Origin of the sequence: Campylobacter sp. CH186, assembly GCF_004378925.1 — a bacterium.
Classification (GTDB): domain Bacteria; phylum Campylobacterota; class Campylobacteria; order Campylobacterales; family Campylobacteraceae; genus Campylobacter_D; species Campylobacter_D jejuni.
Window position 1 is genome coordinate 93,149 of record NZ_RYYB01000001.1, and the last position, 22,372, is coordinate 115,520.

Here is a 22,372-nt window from a genome sequence, read left to right on the forward strand (position 1 = left end):
TAAATCCTTATACATTGATCTTGAAAATTGACTCTGGATTTGTCTTTTTATCTCCATAAGCATTATTTGTTCCATCATTGATATCAAACATTTTATTTACTAAGCCATCAAGAAAATCTTTGACAATAAGAACAAATTTAGCATACTCTTTGTTTTTACTATGAAGGTTTTGAAGATTTTTTTTAAGTAGATCTAGTTTTTGTTTATCTTCATCATCTAAGAGTTCGCTAAGCCCTTTTGTAGAGCTATTATTTAGCTCAACCAAGGCAACATCAAGTTGTTTTTTAGCTGTAATAAATTTGGCGATAAGTTTGTTTTTTTCTTCTACACTTGGCGTTACACTCTCATGTTTAGCCACTTTGATATTTTCTATATCTTCTTCGGTTAAAGCAATAAGTTTTGCTAAGATAGCATTTACTTCATCAAGTCTTTGTTTAAGCATATTTTCTCCTTTTCTCTCTCAAAAAAAAGAGAATGAAAGTTTTAGATTAAAGAGTCAGCAATCGCAGCAGCCGTAGCTTTTGTATCGATTTTATAAGTACCGTTTTTAATCTGCTCTGCGATTTTACTCGCTTTATCATTTTCCGTTTTTTGAGTATCGTTTGTTTTAGTTTCTTTATCTATTCTATTTGTATTTAATGTGGTATTTGCCACATAACTTTGTTGTATAGGATTGATCATTTCTGCCTCCTTGATCTTAGTTATAATCCTCTACAAACCATATCGACCCAAATTTAAAAAACTTAACCCCTTTCTTTTAAAAAATCGTATAATAATTTTGAAAAACCCATACCTCCACTTAAAGCTTTACTCATGGTATCATTATACATGGAAGAGTATATTTCATCGCTGGCATCTTTTCCAAAGAGTGAATTTTGACTTTTTAAAGATACATCTAAAACTTGCTTTAAAAAAAATGCTTCAAAGGCATCTGTTTGTTCTTTCAAGGCTTCATCTTCTTTGGTTTTTGTAACTATATCATTGTCATTTATTTTGATGCTTGATTCTAAGCTTCTTGCTTTAGCCGCACGATCAAGTAAAGCACTATTCATACTATAAGTATTTAAAAAATTATCAACTTTCATTAGATGATCTCCAAGTCCGCGTTAATTGCACCTGCACGCTTTAAATTTTCCATAATAGCGATAATGTCATTTGGGGTTGCTCCAAGTTTGTTAAGCATTCTAGCTATATTTGCAACTGTGCTTTTTGCATTGTTGATTCTTAAGGTATTTGAACTTGGATCTACAAAACCACCATCTTTCATATCGATTTCATTTTGATTAGCTACTGCGTTATTGTTTGGATCTATTTTTATGGTGATATCTTTATGAGTGATTAAAACGGGTTCTACCTCTACATCAACTCCAGCAATCACTGTTCCTGTTCTTTCATCGATAATAACTTTGCTTTGTGGTTTATAAGCTATATCTTGTTCTAAAACTTTTGCCATAAAATCAACACTTGAAAGATCTTCAGGTTTTTTGAGTTTTACTGTGCGAGAGTCGATGGCTTTAGCCACTTCTTCGGCAAAGACAGTATTTAAAACCCTTTCTATATCGTTTGCGGTTTTAAAGTCCGCTACTTTTAAACTTAAGGTTAGATCATTGTTTTGGCTAAAATTTTGTGGAATTTCTCTTTCTACATTAGCTCCACCCATTACAGTTGCAGTAGTTGAGTGAGAACCTGCTCCTCCTGGTCTAGGTGTTAAACCTCCTGTTGAGATAGAGCCTTGTGCTATGGCATAAATTTCACCATCAATCCCACGAAGTGCAGTCAGTAAAAGTGTTCCACCTTGTAAAGATTTTGCATCACCCATAGATGAAACGGTAATATCAAGTTTATCTCCGCTTTTTGCAAAGGCTGGAAGTTTGGCTGTAACCATAACAGCTGCGGTATTTTTTGATTTGATATCATTAGGATCTACTTTGATATTCATACCTTGCAAAAGGTTTGAGATGGATTGTAGTGTAAATTTAGAGCTTGTTCCATCGCCACTTCCATTAAGCCCTACAACAAGTCCATAACCTATAAGTTGGTTATCTCTTACACCTACAGTGTTTGCTACATCCTTGATTTGCACTGCAAAAATGCTTGTCATAAAGAGTAAAAATATCGTTACAACTCTCATGGATTCTTCCTTTAATCTATTGTTGATGATAGATCAAGCAAAAAGTGTTCCAAGTGAGTTAAAAAGAGTAAAAACTTAAGCTAGTTGATCCAAATTTCTTTTCTTTGATTTTTTGAAAATTTTGGATTTTTTCGGGAGTTTTTATGGTTGAGTGGTGTTCAAAAATGATTAAATTTAAAGTCTTTAAATCTAAATTTTCTAAAAAATGATAAATTTTTTCATAAATATCGCTAAAACCTTCTCTGATATCAAAAGGTGGATCAAGATATAAGATGATTTCATTTTTTGAATTTTCTATGAGTCGCGGTAAAATTTCAAAAGTATTTGCATGGATTGCTTCTAAATTTGGATCTATGTTTTTGGCATTTTCTAAAGCAATTTTATAAGCTTTTATATCAAGTTCTATAGCATAAGCTTTTAAAGCATGATTACTTAGTGCTTCAGCCGCCATCAAAGCACTTCCACCAAAGGCTTCAATGAAAATTTTATCTCTTAAATCTTCTCTTATTACATTAAAAACACAACTTTTTACTATGCTTTTAGTGCTTCTTGTTGTTGTAAGACTAGGTAAAAGTAGTTTTTTTCCCTTGTATTTACCACTTTCTATATTTGTATAAAGCTTTATTTCTTTGACTTTTTTTATTTTTTCTTTAGGGGAGCTAATTTCTTGTTTTTGAAGAAATTTTTTTCTTTTTTCATTATGATTAAAAAAGTCTTTAACGCTTATAAATTCATCATTCATCATTAAGTGCTTTTACGAGTTTGTTTTTAAGATCTTTTATGGCAAGATCGATTTTATTTTCATAATCTTTTTTAAATTCTAAGGCAATAGCGTCAATTTTTTCTTCAAGCAGTCTTTTTTGTTCAAGTGCAAGTTGCAAAGCTGCTGCTTTTAAGGCATTATCAAATTCATTTAAAGACTCAAACAGGGCTTCTTTACTAAATGGTACGCTTAAAAATGGAGAGTTTTTAGAGATGATAAATAAGGGTTTTGCGGTGTGAATTTTTTCATCGCTAATAATAAAATCACAATCTTTTTTCATCACTAAATGATCTTTTAAAAAAAGTTCTAAAGTTTTTTCTATGATGAGATCTTTACATTCTAAAGAGATTTTCATATCAAACTAACCTTTAAAGTGTGATTTTTTAATGATGGGGCTTGTATGCCTTGGATAAGGGCTAAAAACTCAAAACGACTTAAAATATAAAAGTCTTCAAAATCTCTTTTGCTTGTTTGCATAAGTTTTTTAGCACAAGTATCAAAAAGATAAAAATCTTTTTCTTCTTTTACTACCATAAAATCAGCCCCGCTATCATAAGCATCTAAAACAATATCTGCAGCCATTTTATAGCTTAGTGTGGGATTTAAATTCAGCAAAGTAAAGCCATTATTTTTTGTGCTATTTTCATAGGAAATAAATTTAGCTTTAAGTTTGGATTTTAAAGTATTACAAGCATTAAAACCATAAAAAGCCACATTGAAATCTTTAAAATTATGCTTAATTTCTTTAAGTTCTTTGATCTCATTATCAAAAGCATTAGTTTTAGGTAAATCAAAGTGTAAAATATTGTTATCAAAAAGCCCTAAATTTAAAATTTCATTTTGTAGGTTTTTGATCGTTGTTTCTAAAATTTCATTTTTGCTTTGAAGATGATAAAAAATCCCTTTTTCTTTATCTGCTAGAGTTTTTAAAATTTCTATCTTTTTTTCAGGATATTTTTCTATCATTTTTGAAGCTAAATAAAACACTCCATCGCCCATATATTCAGGAAGATAGTCTAAAATTTCACTTGCATAATATAAATAATCATATTTTGCATAAAGCTTTTTATCTTCTTCATCGCCAAATTTTTCAAGATGTTTGTATTTGTCTAAAAAATCATTTTTATCGATGATAAGATCTTTAATGGCTCTTTTTGTGCTTAAAGGCTCGATACAAAGATTAAAATCAAATTCTTTTGCTATTTTTTCTAAAGGTGTAAAAAGTGGTATGATTTGCTTATTTACAACTATGTAAGTATCTTCATCTTTATCAAAATCAAAATAAATATCATCATCTTGAACTTGCAAAAGCAAATCATAAAAACTTGCAAAATTTTCATAATTATCATAAACATAGGGTTTATAATAAGCCTCATAATCCTTGGTTTTATCAAATCTAAAAATTCTTAATTCTAATTTTTTCATGGTTTTTCCTTAAATATTTCTATATTATATAAAATTTTTCTAAAATTCACTAGAATTTAAAAGGAAATTTTATAAAATCACGCATTATGAACAAAGAAGATTTTATTATCAAAGCTTTTTTAAATGAAAAAAATGGCGATGATGGAGCTATTATCGATGATTGGTGTTTTAGCAAGGATTTGTTTTTTGAAAATGTGCATTTTAAAAGAGAGTGGTTTAGCTTAGAGCAAATCGCTACAAAAGCAATGCTTGTTAATATCTCAGATGCTATTGCGATGAATGCTGTGCCAAAATACGTACTTTTAGGACTTGCTCTACCAAAAAATTTAAGTGAAAATGAGATCAAAGCCTTGCAAAAAGGTTTTTTAAAAACAGCTAGGAAATTTAATATAAAAATCATAGGCGGCGATACTATAAGCAATGATAAAATAGACATTAGTCTTACTATTATTTCAAAGATCAATAATAAAGCTGTTTTTAGAAAAGGTTTAAAAAAAGGACATTTACTTGCTTATACAGGAAAATTAGGGCAAAGTTTAAAAGGGCTTGAAATTTTGCAAAATGGGGGTACTTTAAAACCAAACCATGTATTTATAAAGCCAAAATTAAGAGCTAGTTTTTTTTATGAAATCGCACCTTTAATTTCTTGTGCTATGGATATTTCAGATGGTTTAAGCAAAGATTTATCAAGACTTTTAGCTTTAAATAAATGCGGTATTTCTTGGTTTAAAAAACTTGATGATTATACGCTTTATAGTGGAGAAGAATATGAAATTTTATTTGCTTTTGATGAAAAAGAACGGCAAAATATAGAAACAATAGCCAAAAAACACGGCGTGAAATTAAATATCTTTGGAAAAGCAGTGAAAGGAAAATATGAATTTAGCGGAAGAGAACATCATTTTTAAGCCTTTGTATAGTTTAAAACACAGCCCTATTAATGCGTATTTTAGTAAAAATAGCGATGATTTTGTAGTGCGTGAAAGACCTTTGTATGAATTTAGCGGTAAGGGTGAGCATCTTATTTTGCATATCAATAAAAAAGATTTAACCACAAATGAAGCTTTAAAAATTTTAAGCGAAGTAAGCGGGGTTAAAATAAGAGATTTTGGTTATGCAGGGCTTAAAGACAAGCAAGGATCAACCTTTCAATACCTTTCTATGCCTAAAAAATTTGAGAGTTTTTTGTCAAATTTTTCTCATCCTAAACTTAAAATTTTAGAAATTTTTACCCATGAAAACAAGCTAAGAATAGGCCATTTAAAAGGAAATTCTTTTTTCATACGCTTAAAAAAAGTTTTACCAAGCGATGCTTTAAAACTAGAACAAGCTTTGATGAATTTGGATAAACAAGGTTTTGCGAATTATTTTGGCTATCAGCGTTTTGGAAAATTTGGGGATAATTACAAAGAAGGGCTTGAAATTTTGCGTGGTAGAAAGATGAAAAATGTCAAAATGAAAGAGTTTTTAATTTCAGCTTTTCAAAGTGAGCTTTTTAATCGCTATTTGAGTAAAAGAGTGGAGTTATCACATTTTGCAAATGATTTTAGTGAAAAAGAATTAGTTCAAATTTATAAAATTTCTAAAGAAGAAGCTAAGGAACTTAAAAAACAAGAACAATTTTTTAAGCTTTTAAAAGGCGAAGTTTTAGGGCATTATCCTTTTGGAAAGTGTTTTTTATGCGAGGATTTAAGCGCTGAGCTTGAACGTTTTAGAGCAAGAGATATAAGTGCCATGGGGCTTTTAATCGGTGCTAAGACTTATGAAACAGGAGAGGGTTTGGCCTTAAATTTAGAAAATGAAATTTTTAAAGATGCTTTGGAGTTTAAGGCTAAAATGCAAGGTTCAAGACGCTTTATGTGGGGATATTTAGAAGAGTTAAAATGGCGTTATGATGAAGAAAAAGCTCATTTTTGTATAGAGTTTTTCTTGCAAAAAGGCTCTTATGCCACTGTAGTTTTAGAAGAAATTTTGCATAAAAATTTGTTTGAGTGAAATGATTATGAGTTAAATTTTATGTGATTTTTACTTTAGAATTTATTGCAAAAAATGATATTTAAATTTTAAATTTAGGTATAATTATATTAATTTAATTTTTAAAATAGGAGTAAAAAATGGAAAAAATTAACAAGTGTTTTAGCTTTAGGAGCTATGACTTTGATTATAGGTTGTGGCGGTGATGATCGTTTTGTGGAATTTAATAAAAACGAATTAAATCCTTTTGTAGAAAAAGGTTTTGAATTAATTAAAACAAAAAACAATAATGCTAATATGGAATTTTATTTTTCTGAAACTTTGAAAAATTTTGATGATAAAAGATATAAATATTTAAAATCAAAAGATTTTCAACTTTATAGCACCATTAAAGGCTATCAATATATGATATTAATGTCAATAAAGATAAAAACGATAAAAGAGAATTTTGGGCTTTAATTTGTGGAGATAATAAAGTAGAAAATTGTAAAATAGAAAATGCTATAGGGCGTGGAGTTTAAAATAAAATAAGCGGGAAATTCCCGCTATCTTTTTTATACTGATATGAAAATTACTTATTTTAAGCCTGTTATTCCGCTTTCAAAGCAATCAAAACACCTTCTATCATTTTTTTGATATCCCCATCAAGGATATTATCCACTTGAGAAAAAGCTTCTCCACTGCGATTGTCTTTAACTTGCTGATAAGGGAAAAGCACATAAGAGCGGATTTGATGCCCCCAGCCTATCTCGCTTTTTTCTCCAGCATTAGCACTATCTTGTTGTTTCATGAGTTCAAGTTCATAAAGGCGAGATTTTAGCATTTTAAAAGCGGTAGCTTTGTTTTTGTGCTGACTTCTGTCATTTTGGCATTGTACAACTATACCAGTTGGAAAATGCGTGATTCTCACAGCTGATTCTGTTTTATTAACATGTTGTCCGCCTGCACCACTTGCTCTGTAATAATCTATTCTTATATCTTTTTCTTCGATTTCAATTTCTATATCATCATCAAGTTCAGGGCTTACCATAACACTTGAAAAGCTTGTATGGCGGCGTCCTGCACTATCAAAAGGAGAAGTTCTTACCAAACGATGGATACCATTTTCAGCCTTTAAATAACCATAAGCATTTTCGCCTTTAACTAAAAAGCTCACATCTTTAAGCCCTGCTTCTTCGCCTTCTTGAAAGTCTAGAGTTTCGACTTTAAAACCTTCTCTTTCGCAAAATCTTAAATACATTCTATAAAGTATGCTTGCCCAGTCATTACTTTCCGTTCCGCCCGCACCTGGGTGAATAGAAACAATGGCATTTTTACCATCATTTTCCCCGCTTAAAAGCATGGAAATTTCAAGACTTGTGATGGTATCTTCAAGTTTTGGCGCGTCATTAAATAAAGCTTCAAGCGTTTCTGTATCGTTTTCGCTATTGGCTAGATCGAAAAGTTCGCTTGCGTCATTTAGAGCGTTAAAAGCATTTTCATAGTTTTTAAGTAGATTGGTAATTTTGGTTTTTTCTTTTCCTATGATCCCTGCTTGTTTTACATCACTCCAAAAAGAAGGAGAATTTTCAAGCTCTTCAATTTCTTTAAGCCTTGTTTGGATATTTTCAGGCTTAATGATGGAAGCTATGTTGCCGACTTTGTTTTTTAAAGTTTTTAAAAGTTCGCTAAATTCGTAATTATCCATAAAAATTTTCTTTCTTCATTTTTAAGGTATTATTTTAGCAAATTTTACATTAAAAAATCTATTGCTACTTTTGTGAATGTTTAAGAAAATTTCTTATTTGACCTCTTCCCAAACTCCCTCTTCAACCTAGGCACATCTTTGAAGATAAATTTGATATACCCCCCCCCCTCATACCAATTCTTACTAGCCTTAATAAATTCTTCTCCTAATTTATAAGTAAAACATTCTTTTTCTTTTAAAGTTTCATTATAATCAGGATAAGTTTCTAAAGGAGGTAAAGCTAAATTTGGATTTTTCTTTACTTTAAATTTATAAGCCTTTTGTTCTTGTTTATGTGAAATAACAATACTTAATATTATGAAAGGTAAAGATATAAAACCTAATACACTTTTAGAATTTATAATCAAAGCTTGTCCTAGTTTATAAGAAAGTTGGTTTTGAATTCTTGTTTTGGCTTTTCCGTAGTTATTTTGGAAATTTAGTAGATTTTCTTGTGATAAGGTAGATTTATCCTTATAAAAATGATATTCATTAATGATTTCTTTATAAATTTCTATTTGGGGAATTAAGTGATTAAAATTATATTTTTTTGGAATTTTTATGTTAATATTTTGTAATTTTTCAAAGTTTAAATTATTATTAATATGTTTTTTTGGATAGGTTAAAAAAAATGCAATGAAATCACAATAAGATAATGAATCTTTATTAACTTTAATGTATGTATCTTCATCAATGCAAATGGAAGAATATATATCAACAAATATATTATCAAGACAAGGTTTTAATAAAATCTCACCATTTTTATTATAAATAAGAATATTGCTTGTAATTTTTCGTCTTTCTAACCAATTTGGTGAAACACAAATATTTGCATCTTCTTCTGTTGTCCAACAGTGATAACCTATCAGCTTAAACCCTTTATATTTATTTGGAAATTTTAGTAGATTGGAGTCAAATAACCTTATGCATTTTTCATTAAAAGCAGAATTAGAGCGATAATACATGATATTTTTTTTTGATAAATTTTCCAATGCATCTGCTTCGCAAATTTTAAAATGAAAGGTTGAACTGTGTGTATTATGTGTATTGTTTGTTAAAAAATTTTCTATATTATTAATAATACTATTTCCTAATTGTGAGTAAATTATATCAAATTGATGAGAGCCATCTTTTTCTCTTAAAAAAGAAAAATCAATTAAATTAAATTTTTCATAATAGTTATTTATATCGATGATATTAAAATTAAATTTTAGAGCTAATTTTTTGTGAATTTGGTTAATGACTTTAGAATTGTAATTAAAAAAAGGTAGTATCAGAATCAATATTTTACTATTCAAACAACTTAATTCTGTAAAAAATGATTTTACAATTTCATAAATTTCGATATTATTATAAGACCAAGAATCATTTACATTTGATTCAGAAATAATAAGTTCGGCATTTTTTAGTATAGTTTTATTTCTATCGCGTTTCAACTCGTATAAATTTTGTAGTGATGAAGATGCTCCCAAGGCTAAATTATAAAATTTTTAATTTCTCCTGCTCCTTGTTGACAGTGGTATTAAATTTTTCAATACCTTCTTTTAATCCTTTTTGCAACCCATTTACCATTACAGAATTACTTCCACCTAATAAAACTACATTTTTTTCATTCATAAATTTTTCCTAATTATTATTTTGATATGATTTTAAGAAATTATTTTATCAAAAAATTTAAAAAAGCGAGAAAAATGTCAAAACTTTATCTTATGTCTTTAGGTTGTAATAAAAATTTAGTCGATAGTGAGATCATGCTAGGACGCCTTAGTGCTTATGAGCTTTGCGATGAACCAAGTAAAGCCGATGTTTTGATCGTAAATACCTGTGGTTTTATCGACAGTGCAAAAAAAGAAAGCATTAATGCGATTTTGGATTTGCACGAACAAAGAAAAAAAGATTCTCTTTTGGTGGTTACGGGTTGTTTGATGCAGCGTTACCGCGAAGAACTTATGAAAGAACTTCCTGAGGTTGATCTTTTCACAGGTGTGGGTGATTATGAAAGAATCGACGAAATGATACTTAAAAAAACAAATTTATTTTCAAATTCGACTTATTTGCAAAGTGAAAATTCTAAACGTATTATCACAGGTTCAAATTTCCATGCTTTTATAAAAATCGCCGAAGGTTGTAATCAAAAATGCTCTTTTTGTGCTATCCCAAGTTTTAAAGGCAAGTTAAAATCTCGCGAAATAAGTAGCATTATAGCTGAGCTTAAAGATTTGGTAGCTAGAGGTTATAAGGACTTTTCTTTTATTGCACAAGATACGAGTTCTTATTTGTTTGATAAGGGTGAAAAAGATGGGCTTATACGCTTAATCGATGAGGTCGAAAAAATCAAAGGTATAAGAGCGGCTAGAATTTTATATCTTTATCCTACGAGTGCGAGTGAAGCTTTGATCAAACGCATTATAGCTTCTGAAATTTTTGTAAATTATTTTGATATGCCTTTGCAGCACATAAGTGATAATATGCTTAAAATCATGAAGCGTGGGGCAAATAGCACAAGACTTAAAGAAATGCTAAATTTAATGAAAAGTGCGCCAAATAGCTTTTTACGCACGGGTTTTATCGTAGGGCATCCAGGTGAAAGTGAGGCGGATTTTGAAGAGCTTTGTGAGTTTGTTAAAGACTTTGGTTTTGATAGGGTGAGTGTTTTTGCGTATTCTAAGGAAGAAGATACAGCTGCTTTTGATATGGAGCAAGTGCCTTTTAAAGTGATCAATAAAAGACTTAAAATCATAGAAAAAATTGTTGATGAAGTGATAGAAAAAAGTTTTGAAAAAGAAGTAGGGCAAAAGCGTTTAGTAGTTTGCACAGGAGAAAGTAGCGAGGGAGAGTTTTTTATCGCAGCTAAAGATTTAAGATGGGATAGAGAGATTGATGGGGAAATTCTTATCAATGAAAGTGAATGTGGAAATTTAGAAATGGGGCAAATTTATGAATGTGAAATTTTACAAAACCTTGATAAAAAGCTCCTTGCTAAGGCTTTAAGAAAAGTAGATGCAAATTAAAGATGAAATTTTAGCCCTTTTAAAAAGGGGTAAAAATTTACTCGCTTTTTCTTATGGAAGTGATTCTAGTGCGCTTTTTTATCTTTTAATGCAAGAAAAGATCGACTTTGATCTTGTGATGATAAATTATAAAGCTAGAAAAAATAGTGATTTAGAAGAGTTAAAAGCCAAAGAACTTGCTTTGAAATTTCATAAAAAAATTTTCATAAAACAGGCTCCTAAATTTCAAAGTAATTTTGAAAAAAAAGCCAGAGATTTTCGCTATGATTTTTTTGAAAAAATTTGTCTTGAGCAAGATTATGATCATCTTATTTTAGCTCATCATTTAAATGATCAATTTGAATGGTTTTTGATGCAACTTTCTCGTGGCGCAGGTTTGGCTGAAATTTTAGGTATGCAAGAGTGTGAAAAACGATCAAATTATACACTTTTACGTCCTTTACTCTTTATAAGTAAAGATGAAATTTCATCTTTTTTAAAAGAAAAAGATATTTTTTATTTCCATGATGAAAGCAATGAAAATGAAAAATATTTTAGAAATTATATAAGAAAAAATTTCTCTAATGCCTTTGTGAGCGAATTTCATCAGGGTTTAAAAAGAAGCTTTTCTTATCTTGATGAAGATAGGAAAAAACTTTATGACTTTGAAAATATCAAAGAAGTTCAAGGACTTCTTATTTGCCCTAAAAATGAAAGTTTGATTGCTAGAGCGGTGAAAATGAAAGGTTTACTTTTAAGTACGGCACAAAGAAAGGAGTTTTTAAAGGGCGATTGTGTTTTAGGTGGTAAAATAGCACTTGTATATAAAAATGAACAAGCTATTGTTTTTGAGTATGAAACTTGTCAAAAATTACCCAAAAATTTCAAAGAAGAGTGCAGAATAGCTAAAATTCCAAGACTTTTAAGAGCTTATTTGTATAATCACAAAATCGATATTTTAAGCCTTAGCTTTTAATTTTAAAATTCTTTGATAGGCTAAATGTGTGAGAAAAATCACAAAAAACACTTGCAAAAAAAGTCCTAAAAGTGGCACTGATGAGAGTAGATAAAAACAAAGAGTGCTAAATTTAAACTCTAAAGGCGAAAAATCAGAAAGAAAGCTTTTAAAACTTTCTTTGTCTAAAATCGTGCTTGTAACATCAATCATTAAAAGTTTGTGAAAGAGATAATAAAAGGCAAGATAATATACAAAAATATTGATAAAAGGTAAAAATAAAGCCAAGGTACAAAGTAAAAAAATCCCTATAAATTTTATAAAAATTTTAAAAATTTCAAAGATAGTTTTTAGGGTTGAAACTTCGTTTGTATTATCATAATGGTAATATTTTTGGTTGATTTCTTTAGCGATAAAAGGAGTGAGAAAAGAAGTGATAAAAAGGGCTAAAAAAACCGAAGCAAAAACAACAATAAAACCTGAAAATAAAAAGCTTATGATGGTGATTAAAATTTGCACAAAATGAAGGGCATAAAACCACGCCCAAAACGAATCCTCTCCAACGCTAAATAAAGAATTAAAATAATCCAGCAAAGCCGAAAAGCCAAGTACTCCTAAAAAAAGCATCAGCACAAGGCTAAAAATCAAAGGAATTAAGGCAAATTTTAAAAATTTAAGACTTAAAAAATCTTTGATCGCAAGTTTTAAAATATCCAAATTATGCCTTTTTATAGCATTCTTCTAGTTTTTTATAAATAGTATCAAAATCAAGCTCTTGTTCTAAAATTTGAGCTAAAACTTCATTGTCTTCTTTGCCATTCCAAGTTTTTTTATAGCTACCTTCTTTGTAACCATTGTTTTGTCTAAAGATATTCAAAACATTTTTACCTATGTAGGTTTTATAAAGAATTTCAAGATTAAGTCCGCATTTGATAGCTAAAGTAAAATAGGTTGAAAGCAATTCTCCAAGATTAAATCCAAAGCCACTGCATTTGTGGATAATAAGCTCTATATCATTTAAAATACCATAAATATCACTCTCATTAGGATGTTCTTCTTCTTTGCAAAAATCTTGAAATACACTCACAGTATTAACTTCTGTAGCTATAGCTTTGAAATCTTTACCGTTTTTATCGCGATATTCTTCAAGTAAAAGACTTAAGATAAAATGCCAAATATCAACAATCTCTATACGCACATTTTCCCAATTTGTCGGACTTGAAATGTTTTTCCAATGTTTCCATGCAAAAGAGTCTATAAGTTCTGCACATTCCATATAAATACAGCGTCTCCAACTGATCAGTTTTCCTTCTTTGGTGTAGCCATTTTCCCAATTTAAACCGTTTGTTTCATCATTGAGTTTTTGTTGGAGTTTGAGCATATTTTCTAAAATTTCGATATTTGTCATTTAAAACTCCTTGATAATTTTTAATATTATATGATTTAAGCGTAAAGATTTAAACTATCATCTGTCTTATCTTGATTTTCCTTGGCTTTTTCTTGTTGTTTTTCAAGTTGTTTTTTCATTTGTTCTAAAACTTCATCAAGAAGTTTTTTGCTATCTTCAAGCATAGAAGTATTGATATCTTTATTATCTGTTTGATTTTGTTTTAGTAAATCACTGAGTTTATTTGTAAAATTATTCATAATAGCATTTTGATGGTTTTCATCATTTGGCGTTGGTAGAACATTTGCCATTTGCATAGCTGATTCTATAATTTCTTTTGGCTTTAACTCTCCGACTTTAGAATTTGCTAAAAAGTCTTTGATCATAGGTTCAACTTCTTTCATAGCATTTTTAATCTCATCAAGATCATTTTGTGTGAGCTTAGAGCCTTCAAAAGTAAAGCTAAAGCCATACTGACGCTTAAGATTAAGAGTTTTACCTTCTTCATTATTTGCATAACTTACGCTTTGATTATCATACATAGATAAGGCTAAATGTTTGCCACTTGTTGTTGTATAATCCATCGAAAAACTTTGGTTTTTGCTAGCATCAATTTGCATTTCTTCCCCTTATATTTATAGTTTATAAAATTATAATCGGTTATTTTTAAAAATATTTTAGTATAATTTTTACAATATGGATGAAAGAATTTTAGAATTTATAAAAAATGAGCAGCTTTTATCTTGGGCTATGATTGATGAAAAAGGTGTTTATACAGCTAGTGCTTTTTATGTTTTTGATGAGAAAAATTTAGCTTTTATTATCGCTTCTCATGAAGATACTAAGCATATAAGATTAGCTAGTGAAAATTCAAGTATAGCACTTAATATAGCCAAAGAAAGTAAAATAGCCTTTTTAAAAGGTGTGCAAGCTAAGGCCGAGTTTAAAATGGCAAGCAAGGAGCAAATGAAAATTTATTTTTCTAAATTCCCCTTTGCTAAGCTTGATAAAAGTGCAAAAATTTATACCTTAGAGCTTTTTTGGCTTAAATTTACTAACAATGCTTTAGGACTTAGTAAAAAGCTTGAATTTTGTAAAAAATAAATTTTTATGATTTTGTTTAAAAAAATGAGTTATGATTATAGTTTATGTAAATTGTTAGGTATAGAAAATAAATGTTCAATGTAATTCACGCTTTATTTTTTAGAGAATTAAAAACTAGATTTGGTGCTAATAGGCATTTGGGTTATCTTTGGGTAGTTGGAGAACCAATGTCAATAATACTTGCCATCACAGTAATTGTCACTATCATAAGAGAATATAATCATCAAGTTATGCCTGAGGGAATTTCTATTTTTATGTTCGTAGTTTCAGGTATTATGCCTTTTTTTATGTTTAGAAGTATAGTAACCCAAATTATGAATGGTACTCAAGCAAATTTGGCTCTTTTTGCTTATAAACCTGTAAAGCCTATACATGTATTTATTGCTAGAACTTTGCTTGAATTTTGTATTTATTTTGTGATTTTTATCACTGTACTTTTTTTTGCAGGGTGGTTTTTTAGGTTTAATGTATTCCCTGTTCATTTGCTTGGGGTTCTATTTTGCATTTTTTTACTTATGTGTTCAGCTTTTGCTTTGGGGATTTGTTTTGCTATTATTTGGCATTTTGTAGAATCTTTAAGAGCTTTGCTTATTTATTTTAGTATATTGGTTTATTGGACTTCAGGTATTATACTTCCTACTTGGTTAACCCCTCGTCCTTTACTTGATATACTATATTATAATCCCTTACTTCATATTTTTGAACTTTTAAGATTTAATTTCTTTGAGAATTATCCTTTGCAAGATGAATATAGTTATTTTTATGCTATATTTTGGATTTTACTTGTTTTATTTATAGGACTTTTTGTCTATTACTATAATAGACAAGCTTTAACGGCGGCAAAAAAAGAATGATAAAACTAATTAATCTAACAAAATCTTATCCTCTATTTAGTGGTGGAAGGCATTATGTTTTTAAAAATTTTACTTTTGAATTTCCTGAAAATTGTAGTATAGGATTGATGGGGGGTAATGGTGCAGGTAAGTCCACTCTCATGAGACTTCTAAGCGGGGCAGAGCTTCCTGATAGTGGTAAAATAATTACTAATAAAAAATTATCTTGGCCTTTGGGTTTAAACGGAGCTTTTCAAGGTTCTTTAACTGCTAGAGATAATGCTAAATTTGTAGCTAGAGTGTATGGATATAAGGGTAAAGAACTTCAAGAAAAAGTAAAATTCGTAGAAGATTTTGCAGAACTTGGGAAATTTTTTGATGAGCCTATGAAGACTTATTCTTCGGGAATGAGTGCTAGGATAGCTTTTGGACTTAGTATGGCCTTTGATTTTGATTATTATTTAATTGATGAAGCTGGAGCTGTTGGAGATCCTGCTTTTAGGGAAAAAAGTGTGAAATTATATAAAGAAAGATTAAGCAAATCAAAAGTGATTATAGTATCTCATAATGTAGCTGAAATTAAAGAATGGTGTGATAAAATAATTTATATGAAAAATGGACAAATTACGGTTTATGATGATATAGACGAAGGAATAGCTGTATATCAAGGAAAAGCTTAATGGAAGAAAATAAAACTTTATTAGAAAAAATCAAAGATTTAAGTATATTTGATTCTTTTAAAATTGTTTGGTTTATAATGATTTTTGTTGTGATTTATTATACATTGATTGCAGCACCAAGATATGTAAGCACGATGATTTTAGATGTTAGATCAACAAGTGGAGAAAGTGTTCAAACAAGTGGAATCTTGTCTTTGCTTAGTAGTACTTCTACAGCAAGCGAAGATTTAAATTATCTAAAAGGTTATATAGAATCAAGTGATATGTTAAAGATTTTGGATGAAAAAATCAAACTTAAAAATCTTTATCAAGAACAACATATAGATTTACCTTTTAAAATTTGGGATTCAAGCTCGATAGAATCTTATCTTAAATACTACCAAGCAAGAGTTAAGGTTCATACGGATGAAACCACTAAACTTTTAAAAGTTGAAGTAGAGGGTTTTACACCTAAATCAGCTCATTTGATTGCTCAAACTATTATGCAAGAAAGCGAAAAGTTTATCAACGAAATCTCTCATAAAGCAGCTAGAGAGCAAATGGCTTTTGCTGAAAATGAAGTACAAAAATACAAAGAACGATATCAAAAAGCACAAAATGATTTGATTGCTTTTCAAAATAAATATGGAGTTTTTGACCCTTTAAAGCAAGCTGAAACTAAAGCAAGTTTGGTTGCGCAAATTGAGGCTAATCTAGCTCAAAAAGAAGCTAAACTTTTAACTTTACAAAGCTATATGAATGATGCAGCACCTGAAGTAGTAGCACTTAAAGCAGAAATTGAAGCGATTAAAAAACAGCTTTTAAGGGAAAAATCTAAAATTTCAGCTAACAATTCTTCTCAAAAGCTTAATGATTTGGCTGCTAAATTTCAGGATTTAACTATAGAAGCTACTTTTGCGCAAAAAGCTTATGAAGCAGCTTTAAAAGCTTATGAAAGTGCTAGAATAGAAGCATTAAGAAAAATAAAACAACTTGTCATCATTCAAAGTCCAGATGTTCCAGAAAGCGCAAAATATCCTGAAAGAATTTATGATATTTTAACAGCATTTATTGTATTATCTTTGATTTTTGGGATTGTTAAATTTATTAAAATGATAATAGAGGAGCATAAGTATTAAAATGAAAAAAATATTAATTTTATTTTTTAGTTGTATTTTATGTTTTGGAGCTGTGGATGTTTCACAAATCATTTCAGCAGAGGATCAAGGTTCTACTACAACTAGCATAGATCAAAATTTAAACTCAAATTATGATATAGCAAATAAAGAAAATAATTTTACAAAAATTCATCAAATTTTAGTATTTGGTGCTCATCTTTTTAATGGAAATTTTAAAAATTACAATCAAAGAGTTTATAACCCAGATTATAAGATCGCAGTTGGCGATCAAATTAGTCTTAAAATTTGGGGAGCTGTTGAGTTTTCGCAAGTTTTAGTGGTGGATTCTCAAGGAAATATTTTTATCCCTAAAGTAGGAGCTGTAAATTTATTAGGTGTGAAAAATAGTGCTCTTGTAGGTGTTATAAAAGCGCGTGTTAATAAAATCTATAAAAGCAATGTTTTTGTTTATGCAGATATGAATGCTTATCAAAACGTCAGTGTTTTTGTAACAGGAAGTGTTAATGCTCCAGGACTTTATCAAGGACTTAGTTCGGATTCAGTGATCCAGTATCTTGATAAAGCAGGGGGTATAAATTTAGAATATGGAAGTTTTAGAGATATTCAAATTTTGCGCAATAACAGCGTGATAAAAAATATCGATTTATATGATTTTTTGCTAAAAGGGCAAATGGATCTTTTTCCTTTTAGAAGCGGAGATGTTATTTTAGTAGGAAATGTTCAAAATTACGCTTTTGTTAATGGTGATGTGCAAAGACCTTTTCGTTTTGAACTTTCAAATGATATTAAAACTTTAGCTGACTTAGCTAGAGTATCAGGTGCTAAACCTATCGTGACTAATGCTATTGTAAAAAGTTATGGTGAAGATCATAAACTTGATGTCAGTGCTTATAATAAAATACAATTTTCAAAAGTTTTGCTTAGAACGGGAGATGAGGTAGAATTTCACCCTGAGTATGTTTCTGAAAATATAACTATAAGTGTAAATGGTGAGCATAATGGTTTAAAAACTTTAGTTGTAGGTAAAGGAACGACTTTAGAAGATATTTCTAAACTAATCAAGGCTAATCCACAATCAAACATGCAAGCTTTGCAAGTATTTAGAAAAAGTGTAGCTAGAACTCAAAAAGAACTTATCAATGCTCAGCTTAAAGAGCTTGAAACTCTAGCTTTAACTAGCAGTTCTGTTACAGCTCAAGGCGCAGCTATAAGAGCTCAACAAGCAAAAACGATTTTAGAATTTATCCAAAGAGCTAAGCAAGTAGAGCCTAAGGGTCAAATTGTCATCGATAATCCAAAGTCTTATAATTCAGTTATTTTAGAAAATGGTGATACTATTAATGTACCAAGTAAGAATAATCTCATTATAGTTCAAGGCGAGGTTTCTTTACCTGGGGCTTTTGTGTATGATAAAGGAAAAGATTTAAGATATTATATCAATCTTGCAGGAGGTTATGGAGAAAGAGCTGATACTTCAAAAGTTTTGGTGATACGAAGCAATGGAAAAGCTGAAAAATATCATAGTGGTATAGATATGAAACCAGGCGATTCTGTGTTGGTATTGCCAAAAGTGGATAGTGAGAATTTGCAAATTTTTTCAATGTTAACTCAAATTCTTTATCAAATTGCTATCGCAACCAATGTTGTGCTTAATCTTTAAGGTTTAAAAATGAATACTCTTGAAATAGCCAAAGAAGTTTTTGAAAAAGAAGCGCAAGCTATTTTGGATTTGGCTAAAAATTTAGATGAAAATTTCAATCAAGCTATAAATTTAATGCTAAATACCAAAGGGCGTTGCATAGTCAGTGGTATGGGTAAATCAGGCCATATAGGCGCTAAGATAGCAGCTACTCTAGCAAGTACAGGAACGCCAAGCTTTTTCATTCATCCAGGAGAGGCTTTGCATGGAGATCTTGGAATGTTAACCCCTGAAGATGCTTTAATTGCTATTTCAAATTCAGGAGAAACTGAAGAAATTTTAAAAATCATTCCAGCTATAAAAAAGCGTAAAATTCCACTTATAGTAATGTGCGGTAAAAAAAATTCCACCCTTGTAAAGCAAGGTGATATATTTTTAAATATAGCTGTGGAAAAGGAAGCTTGTCCTTTACAGCTTGCTCCTATGTCTTCGACAACGGCAACTTTGGTTATGGGGGATGCTTTAGCGGCTGCTTTGATGAAGATAAGAAATTTCAAGCCTGATGATTTTGCTCTTTTTCATCCAGGGGGAAGTTTGGGGCGTAAGCTTTTAACCAAGGTAAAAGATCTTATGGTTTCAAGTAATCTTCCTATAGTGCATCCTGATACTGAATTTAATGATCTTGTTGATGTGATGACTAGCGGAAAGCTGGGGCTTTGCGTAGTGCTTGAAAATGAAAAATTGGTTGGTATCATCACTGATGGGGATTTGCGTCGTGCTTTAAAGACAAGCAATAAACCAAGATTTGATTTTAAGGCTAAAGAAATCATGAGTACAAATCCTAAAGTAGTCGATGCTGATGCTATGGCAAGTGAAGCAGAAGAGATCATGTTAAAATATAAAATTAAAGAAATTATAGTAGGGAAAGAAGAAAAAGTTGTAGGTATTATCCAGCTTTATGCCATAGGAAATGTTTAATGGCTCTTTTATCTGTTATTATCCCTTTTGGTTTAAGTAAAGAGCGTTCCTATATAGAAGAAAGGGTTGTTAAAAAGGCGAAATATTTTCAAAGTGATGAGAATATAGAATTTATTTTTGTTGAAGGATATTCATCTAAAGATCATGAGCTTAAAAATTTTATCCAAACAAACCATCATATTTATCTTAAAGATATGGATCAAAAAGCTTTTTCTCAAGGAAGATGTAGGAATTTAGGAGCAAGTTATGCGCATTCAAATGTTCTTTTATTTTTGGATGTGGATTGTTATATTTCTTTAGATAATTTTGAAAAAATTTTAAAACTAATTCAAATTAAAAATATTTCTCAAAATATCAATGCTTTGATAGTTTTACCCGTAGTGTATCTTAGTAAAGAAGCTAATGAAAAATTAAAACAATACGATGATAAATTTTGGGATATTTTAATACAAGAGGATTTATTTACGGCAAAAAATACTTGGGTAAAATTTTTTTCCCCAAGTTCTACTTCAAGTATCGTGATAAATAAACATCAGTTTTTAAGATTGGGCGGAAATGATGAAAATTTTATCGGGCATGGTTATGAAGATTTTGATCTTTTTGCTAGAATTTTAAAAACTTGTGTGAGTTTTGAAAAAATGCCTGCTAATTTAAGTTATGATGCTAGAAATTGGAATTTTTTTGACTTTAAAGGTTTTAGATCTTGGTTTTCATTACTTGGTTATGAGGCTTGTTTTTATGGAATTTATATGTATCATTTTTATCATGTAGAACCCAATCAAAATGCTTATATGCAAAATAAAGATAAGAATCATCAGCTTTTTTATAAGCATTTAAAAAATATCAAAAAACACGATTTAAAACCTTTGCAAGTTTTTAAAGCTAAAGGTGAAAAAGTTTTAATGCTTTTTAAAGATCAAAATTATGATTTTAAGGATATTAGTGTTTATGTGGGAGAAATCATTTATAAAAATATAAGTGATTTTTTTATAGCTAAAGAGTTAAAATATGAACCTTTGTTGGATTTTTTGCAACAAGAAAAAATCACTAAAATATTTTTGGATGCAAGTATAAAAGAAGAAATTGATGGTATAGATTATTGTGATATTTTTTATTTTCAAAAAGGAATTTTACCTCATTCTTGGTTTTTTGGAAAAAATTTAGATTTAGATTATAAACAAGATTTAAATTTAAGCGAGCAAAAACTTTATCAAATGAAAGAATATTTCTTAACTTTAAAGAAGGATGAAAAAAAAGTTATTTTGGATTTTTTAAGCCAAAATAATGATGATAAGTGTGATTTGTATGAAATGCTTTATTATTTGATTAACGAAGTTTATAGTTTTGAGCATGATGGGATTTTTTATCAAATCATTATTGATAAAGAAAAAATGCTGATGGCACAAAAACATGATAAAAGCTTTTATCCTTTAAGATCTTTTGTTTATAAACCTTATTTGTATGAGCTTAGAAGCATAAGACCTTTTTCATTTTTGATGAAAATTTTAGGTTTAGAGTATCTTGGCGCTATGATTTCACATACTAAATTTTATCGTTTGGCAAGAAAATTGTTTTTTAATCCTAAGGGGTTTTTTGAGGATTTGAGAGCTAAAAAGAATGCAAATGTATAAATGTTTAGTTAAACCTAAAATTTCTGTTATTATCCCTTCTTATAATTCGGCTAAATATATCAAAGAATGTTTAGACAGTGTGATTTTTCAAAGTTTAAAAGAGATTGAAATTTTATGTATAGATGCGTATTCAATTGATGGAACTATAGATATATTAAAATCATATGAAAAGCAAGATAGTAGAATTAAAATTATTTTTTCAAAAAAAAAGAGTCTGGGTTATCAAATTAATCTAGGATTAAAAGAAGCTAAAGGAGAATATTTTACAATAGTTGAAAGTGATGATTATATAAAAATAGATATGTGTGAAAAACTTTATAGATTAGCCCGCAATCAAGATTGCCAAGTAGTTAAATCTGATTTTATTGGCTTTAAAGATAAAAGAAGCCAAAGAGTTTTTAAAAACCTCTCTATATGTTATGATCAAACTTTGTATAATAAAAAAACTAATTCGTATTTAAATCCAAGTATTATTATAAATTCTTGGAATATGAATCAATCTAGTCTTTATAAAATGGATTTTATAAAAAAACATGATATAAGAGCAAATGAAACACAAGGAGCTTCTTATCAAGATATAGGATTATGGTTTCAAATTTTAAGTTTGGCTTCAAGTATTTATTTCTATAAAGAAGGGTTTTATTTTTATAGACAAGATAATGAACATGCTTCAGTTAAGAGTAAAGATAAAATATATTGCGTTTGTGATGAGTTTGAGTTTTTAGATAAGTTTCTTGATAAGAATTTAGAGCTTAAAAGTAGATTGCAAGATGTTTTTTATTGTTTTAAATTTAAAATATATTCATGGAATTTAAGGCGTATTGATGATAAGTATAAGTTAGAATTTTTATATAAATTTTCGCAAGATTTTTCACTTATTTATGATAAGTTAGATAAAACAGTGTTTAAAGCTAGTGAAATATCTGAAATTTCTTGCATTGTTCAAGATCCTAGCAAATACTATAAAAAATATAATAGTGTTTTTTATAGTATAAAAAAAAAGATTTTTAGAATAAAAAGAAAATATTTTAGGTAAAA

The 22,372-nt window shown here is 29.2% G+C and carries 26 protein-coding genes; 13 read left to right on the forward strand and 13 right to left on the reverse strand.

The features are described from left to right. Nucleotides 1–7: 7 nt before the first annotated feature. From ELQ09_RS00465 to ELQ09_RS00495, 7 genes are all read right to left on the reverse strand, one after another. The gene (locus ELQ09_RS00465) at nucleotides 8–442 is read right to left on the reverse strand and encodes a flagellar protein FlgN (protein ID WP_070300822.1); all 435 of its coding nucleotides are present in this window, start codon (nucleotides 440–442) and stop codon (nucleotides 8–10) included. 41 nt (nucleotides 443–483) lie between these two features. Then, a complete protein-coding gene (flgM, locus tag ELQ09_RS00470) occupies nucleotides 484–681 on the reverse strand; it encodes a flagellar biosynthesis anti-sigma factor FlgM (RefSeq protein ID WP_002792053.1) in 198 nt (65 codons plus the stop codon). 62 nt (nucleotides 682–743) lie between these two features. Further along, entirely contained in the window at nucleotides 744–1,085 is a 342-nt protein-coding gene (locus ELQ09_RS00475; RefSeq protein ID WP_002869194.1) for a hypothetical protein, read from the reverse strand. Then, on the reverse strand, nucleotides 1,085–2,131 hold the full coding sequence (locus ELQ09_RS00480) for a flagellar basal body P-ring protein FlgI (RefSeq protein ID WP_070316804.1): 1,047 nt from the start codon (nucleotides 2,129–2,131) through the stop codon (nucleotides 1,085–1,087). Before ELQ09_RS00480 ends, ELQ09_RS00475 begins: the two co-directional genes overlap by 1 nt. A gap of 58 nt (nucleotides 2,132–2,189) precedes the next feature. Continuing rightward, nucleotides 2,190–2,873, reverse strand: a complete 684-nt coding sequence (gene rsmD, locus ELQ09_RS00485; protein WP_070316805.1) for a 16S rRNA (guanine(966)-N(2))-methyltransferase RsmD — start codon at nucleotides 2,871–2,873, stop codon at nucleotides 2,190–2,192. Next, the gene (locus tag ELQ09_RS00490; RefSeq protein WP_002870895.1) at nucleotides 2,866–3,249 is read right to left on the reverse strand and encodes a hypothetical protein; all 384 of its coding nucleotides are present in this window, start codon (nucleotides 3,247–3,249) and stop codon (nucleotides 2,866–2,868) included. The genes rsmD and ELQ09_RS00490 overlap by 8 nt, the downstream gene beginning before the upstream one ends. Then, nucleotides 3,246–4,319 (reverse strand): DUF5644 domain-containing protein, encoded by a 1,074-nt coding sequence (locus tag ELQ09_RS00495; protein ID WP_070316806.1) that lies wholly within the window; start codon nucleotides 4,317–4,319, stop codon nucleotides 3,246–3,248. Before ELQ09_RS00495 ends, ELQ09_RS00490 begins: the two co-directional genes overlap by 4 nt. 86 nt (nucleotides 4,320–4,405) lie before the next feature. Between ELQ09_RS00495 and ELQ09_RS00500 the strand changes: the two genes are divergently transcribed. The 3 genes from ELQ09_RS00500 to ELQ09_RS00510 all read left to right on the forward strand — a co-directional run bounded on the left by ELQ09_RS00500 (nucleotide 4,406) and on the right by ELQ09_RS00510 (nucleotide 6,752). Beyond that, nucleotides 4,406–5,227 (forward strand): thiamine-phosphate kinase, encoded by an 822-nt coding sequence (locus ELQ09_RS00500; protein ID WP_070316807.1) that lies wholly within the window; start codon nucleotides 4,406–4,408, stop codon nucleotides 5,225–5,227. Then, entirely contained in the window at nucleotides 5,196–6,314 is a 1,119-nt protein-coding gene (truD, locus tag ELQ09_RS00505; RefSeq protein ID WP_134224841.1) for a tRNA pseudouridine(13) synthase TruD, read from the forward strand. The genes ELQ09_RS00500 and truD overlap by 32 nt, the downstream gene beginning before the upstream one ends. Before the next feature lie 156 nt (nucleotides 6,315–6,470). Beyond that, nucleotides 6,471–6,752: a hypothetical protein gene (locus ELQ09_RS00510; RefSeq protein ID WP_079862131.1), complete on the forward strand. Its 282-nt coding sequence runs from the start codon at nucleotides 6,471–6,473 to the stop codon at nucleotides 6,750–6,752. A gap of 130 nt (nucleotides 6,753–6,882) precedes the next feature. Here the strand turns inward: ELQ09_RS00510 and prfB are convergent, their stop codons facing one another. From prfB to ELQ09_RS08245, 3 genes are all read right to left on the reverse strand, one after another. Then, the gene (gene prfB / locus ELQ09_RS00515) at nucleotides 6,883–7,980 is read right to left on the reverse strand and encodes a peptide chain release factor 2 (protein ID WP_002867022.1); all 1,098 of its coding nucleotides are present in this window, start codon (nucleotides 7,978–7,980) and stop codon (nucleotides 6,883–6,885) included. A gap of 80 nt (nucleotides 7,981–8,060) precedes the next feature. After that, a complete protein-coding gene (locus ELQ09_RS08355) occupies nucleotides 8,061–9,455 on the reverse strand; it encodes a hypothetical protein (protein WP_243834163.1) in 1,395 nt (464 codons plus the stop codon). 43 nt (nucleotides 9,456–9,498) lie between these two features. After that, the gene (locus ELQ09_RS08245; RefSeq protein WP_166739815.1) at nucleotides 9,499–9,636 is read right to left on the reverse strand and encodes a hypothetical protein; all 138 of its coding nucleotides are present in this window, start codon (nucleotides 9,634–9,636) and stop codon (nucleotides 9,499–9,501) included. 74 nt (nucleotides 9,637–9,710) lie between these two features. Here ELQ09_RS08245 and rimO point away from each other — a divergent pair, with 74 nt between their 5' ends. Then, complete coding sequence (gene rimO, locus ELQ09_RS00525; RefSeq protein WP_070316812.1) at nucleotides 9,711–11,030, forward strand: 30S ribosomal protein S12 methylthiotransferase RimO; 1,320 nt, start codon at nucleotides 9,711–9,713, stop codon at nucleotides 11,028–11,030. Beyond that, the gene (tilS, locus tag ELQ09_RS00530) at nucleotides 11,020–11,985 is read left to right on the forward strand and encodes a tRNA lysidine(34) synthetase TilS (protein WP_070316813.1); all 966 of its coding nucleotides are present in this window, start codon (nucleotides 11,020–11,022) and stop codon (nucleotides 11,983–11,985) included. The genes rimO and tilS overlap by 11 nt, the downstream gene beginning before the upstream one ends. Here tilS and ELQ09_RS00535 read toward each other — a convergent pair. Genes ELQ09_RS00535 through ciaI form a run of 3 tightly spaced genes read right to left on the reverse strand, consistent with a single transcriptional unit; the run spans nucleotide 11,968 to nucleotide 13,971 of the window. Beyond that, nucleotides 11,968–12,681 (reverse strand): EI24 domain-containing protein, encoded by a 714-nt coding sequence (locus ELQ09_RS00535; protein WP_063674786.1) that lies wholly within the window; start codon nucleotides 12,679–12,681, stop codon nucleotides 11,968–11,970. The genes tilS and ELQ09_RS00535 overlap by 18 nt on opposite strands. A gap of 1 nt (nucleotide 12,682) precedes the next feature. Beyond that, entirely contained in the window at nucleotides 12,683–13,372 is a 690-nt protein-coding gene (gene dut / locus ELQ09_RS00540; RefSeq protein WP_134224839.1) for a dUTPase, read from the reverse strand. 35 nt (nucleotides 13,373–13,407) lie between these two features. After that, nucleotides 13,408–13,971 carry an intracellular survival protein CiaI gene (ciaI, locus tag ELQ09_RS00545; protein ID WP_096702816.1) on the reverse strand — a complete coding sequence of 188 codons (564 nt, stop codon included), beginning with the start codon at nucleotides 13,969–13,971 and terminating at the stop codon, nucleotides 13,408–13,410. 76 nt (nucleotides 13,972–14,047) lie between these two features. Between ciaI and ELQ09_RS00550 the strand changes: the two genes are divergently transcribed. The 8 genes from ELQ09_RS00550 to ELQ09_RS00585 all read left to right on the forward strand — a co-directional run bounded on the left by ELQ09_RS00550 (nucleotide 14,048) and on the right by ELQ09_RS00585 (nucleotide 22,370). Continuing rightward, entirely contained in the window at nucleotides 14,048–14,455 is a 408-nt protein-coding gene (locus tag ELQ09_RS00550; RefSeq protein WP_002877416.1) for a hypothetical protein, read from the forward strand. A gap of 71 nt (nucleotides 14,456–14,526) precedes the next feature. Beyond that, a complete protein-coding gene (locus ELQ09_RS00555) occupies nucleotides 14,527–15,309 on the forward strand; it encodes an ABC transporter permease (RefSeq protein WP_070276002.1) in 783 nt (260 codons plus the stop codon). Then, nucleotides 15,306–15,968, forward strand: coding sequence for an ABC transporter ATP-binding protein (locus ELQ09_RS00560; RefSeq protein WP_052776624.1), 663 nt, complete (start codon nucleotides 15,306–15,308; stop codon nucleotides 15,966–15,968). The genes ELQ09_RS00555 and ELQ09_RS00560 overlap by 4 nt, the downstream gene beginning before the upstream one ends. Further along, complete coding sequence (locus tag ELQ09_RS00565) at nucleotides 15,968–17,086, forward strand: capsule biosynthesis protein (RefSeq protein ID WP_052776623.1); 1,119 nt, start codon at nucleotides 15,968–15,970, stop codon at nucleotides 17,084–17,086. The genes ELQ09_RS00560 and ELQ09_RS00565 overlap by 1 nt, the downstream gene beginning before the upstream one ends. A 1-nt stretch (nucleotide 17,087) precedes the next feature. Further along, nucleotides 17,088–18,746, forward strand: a complete 1,659-nt coding sequence (locus tag ELQ09_RS00570; protein WP_070316818.1) for a polysaccharide biosynthesis/export family protein — start codon at nucleotides 17,088–17,090, stop codon at nucleotides 18,744–18,746. 9 nt (nucleotides 18,747–18,755) lie between these two features. After that, nucleotides 18,756–19,703, forward strand: coding sequence for a KpsF/GutQ family sugar-phosphate isomerase (locus ELQ09_RS00575; protein ID WP_134263687.1), 948 nt, complete (start codon nucleotides 18,756–18,758; stop codon nucleotides 19,701–19,703). Further along, nucleotides 19,703–21,334 carry a glycosyltransferase gene (locus ELQ09_RS00580; protein WP_134263688.1) on the forward strand — a complete coding sequence of 544 codons (1,632 nt, stop codon included), beginning with the start codon at nucleotides 19,703–19,705 and terminating at the stop codon, nucleotides 21,332–21,334. The genes ELQ09_RS00575 and ELQ09_RS00580 overlap by 1 nt, the downstream gene beginning before the upstream one ends. Then, complete coding sequence (locus tag ELQ09_RS00585) at nucleotides 21,327–22,370, forward strand: glycosyltransferase family 2 protein (protein ID WP_134263689.1); 1,044 nt, start codon at nucleotides 21,327–21,329, stop codon at nucleotides 22,368–22,370. The genes ELQ09_RS00580 and ELQ09_RS00585 overlap by 8 nt, the downstream gene beginning before the upstream one ends. The last annotated feature ends 2 nt before the right edge of the window (nucleotides 22,371–22,372 follow it).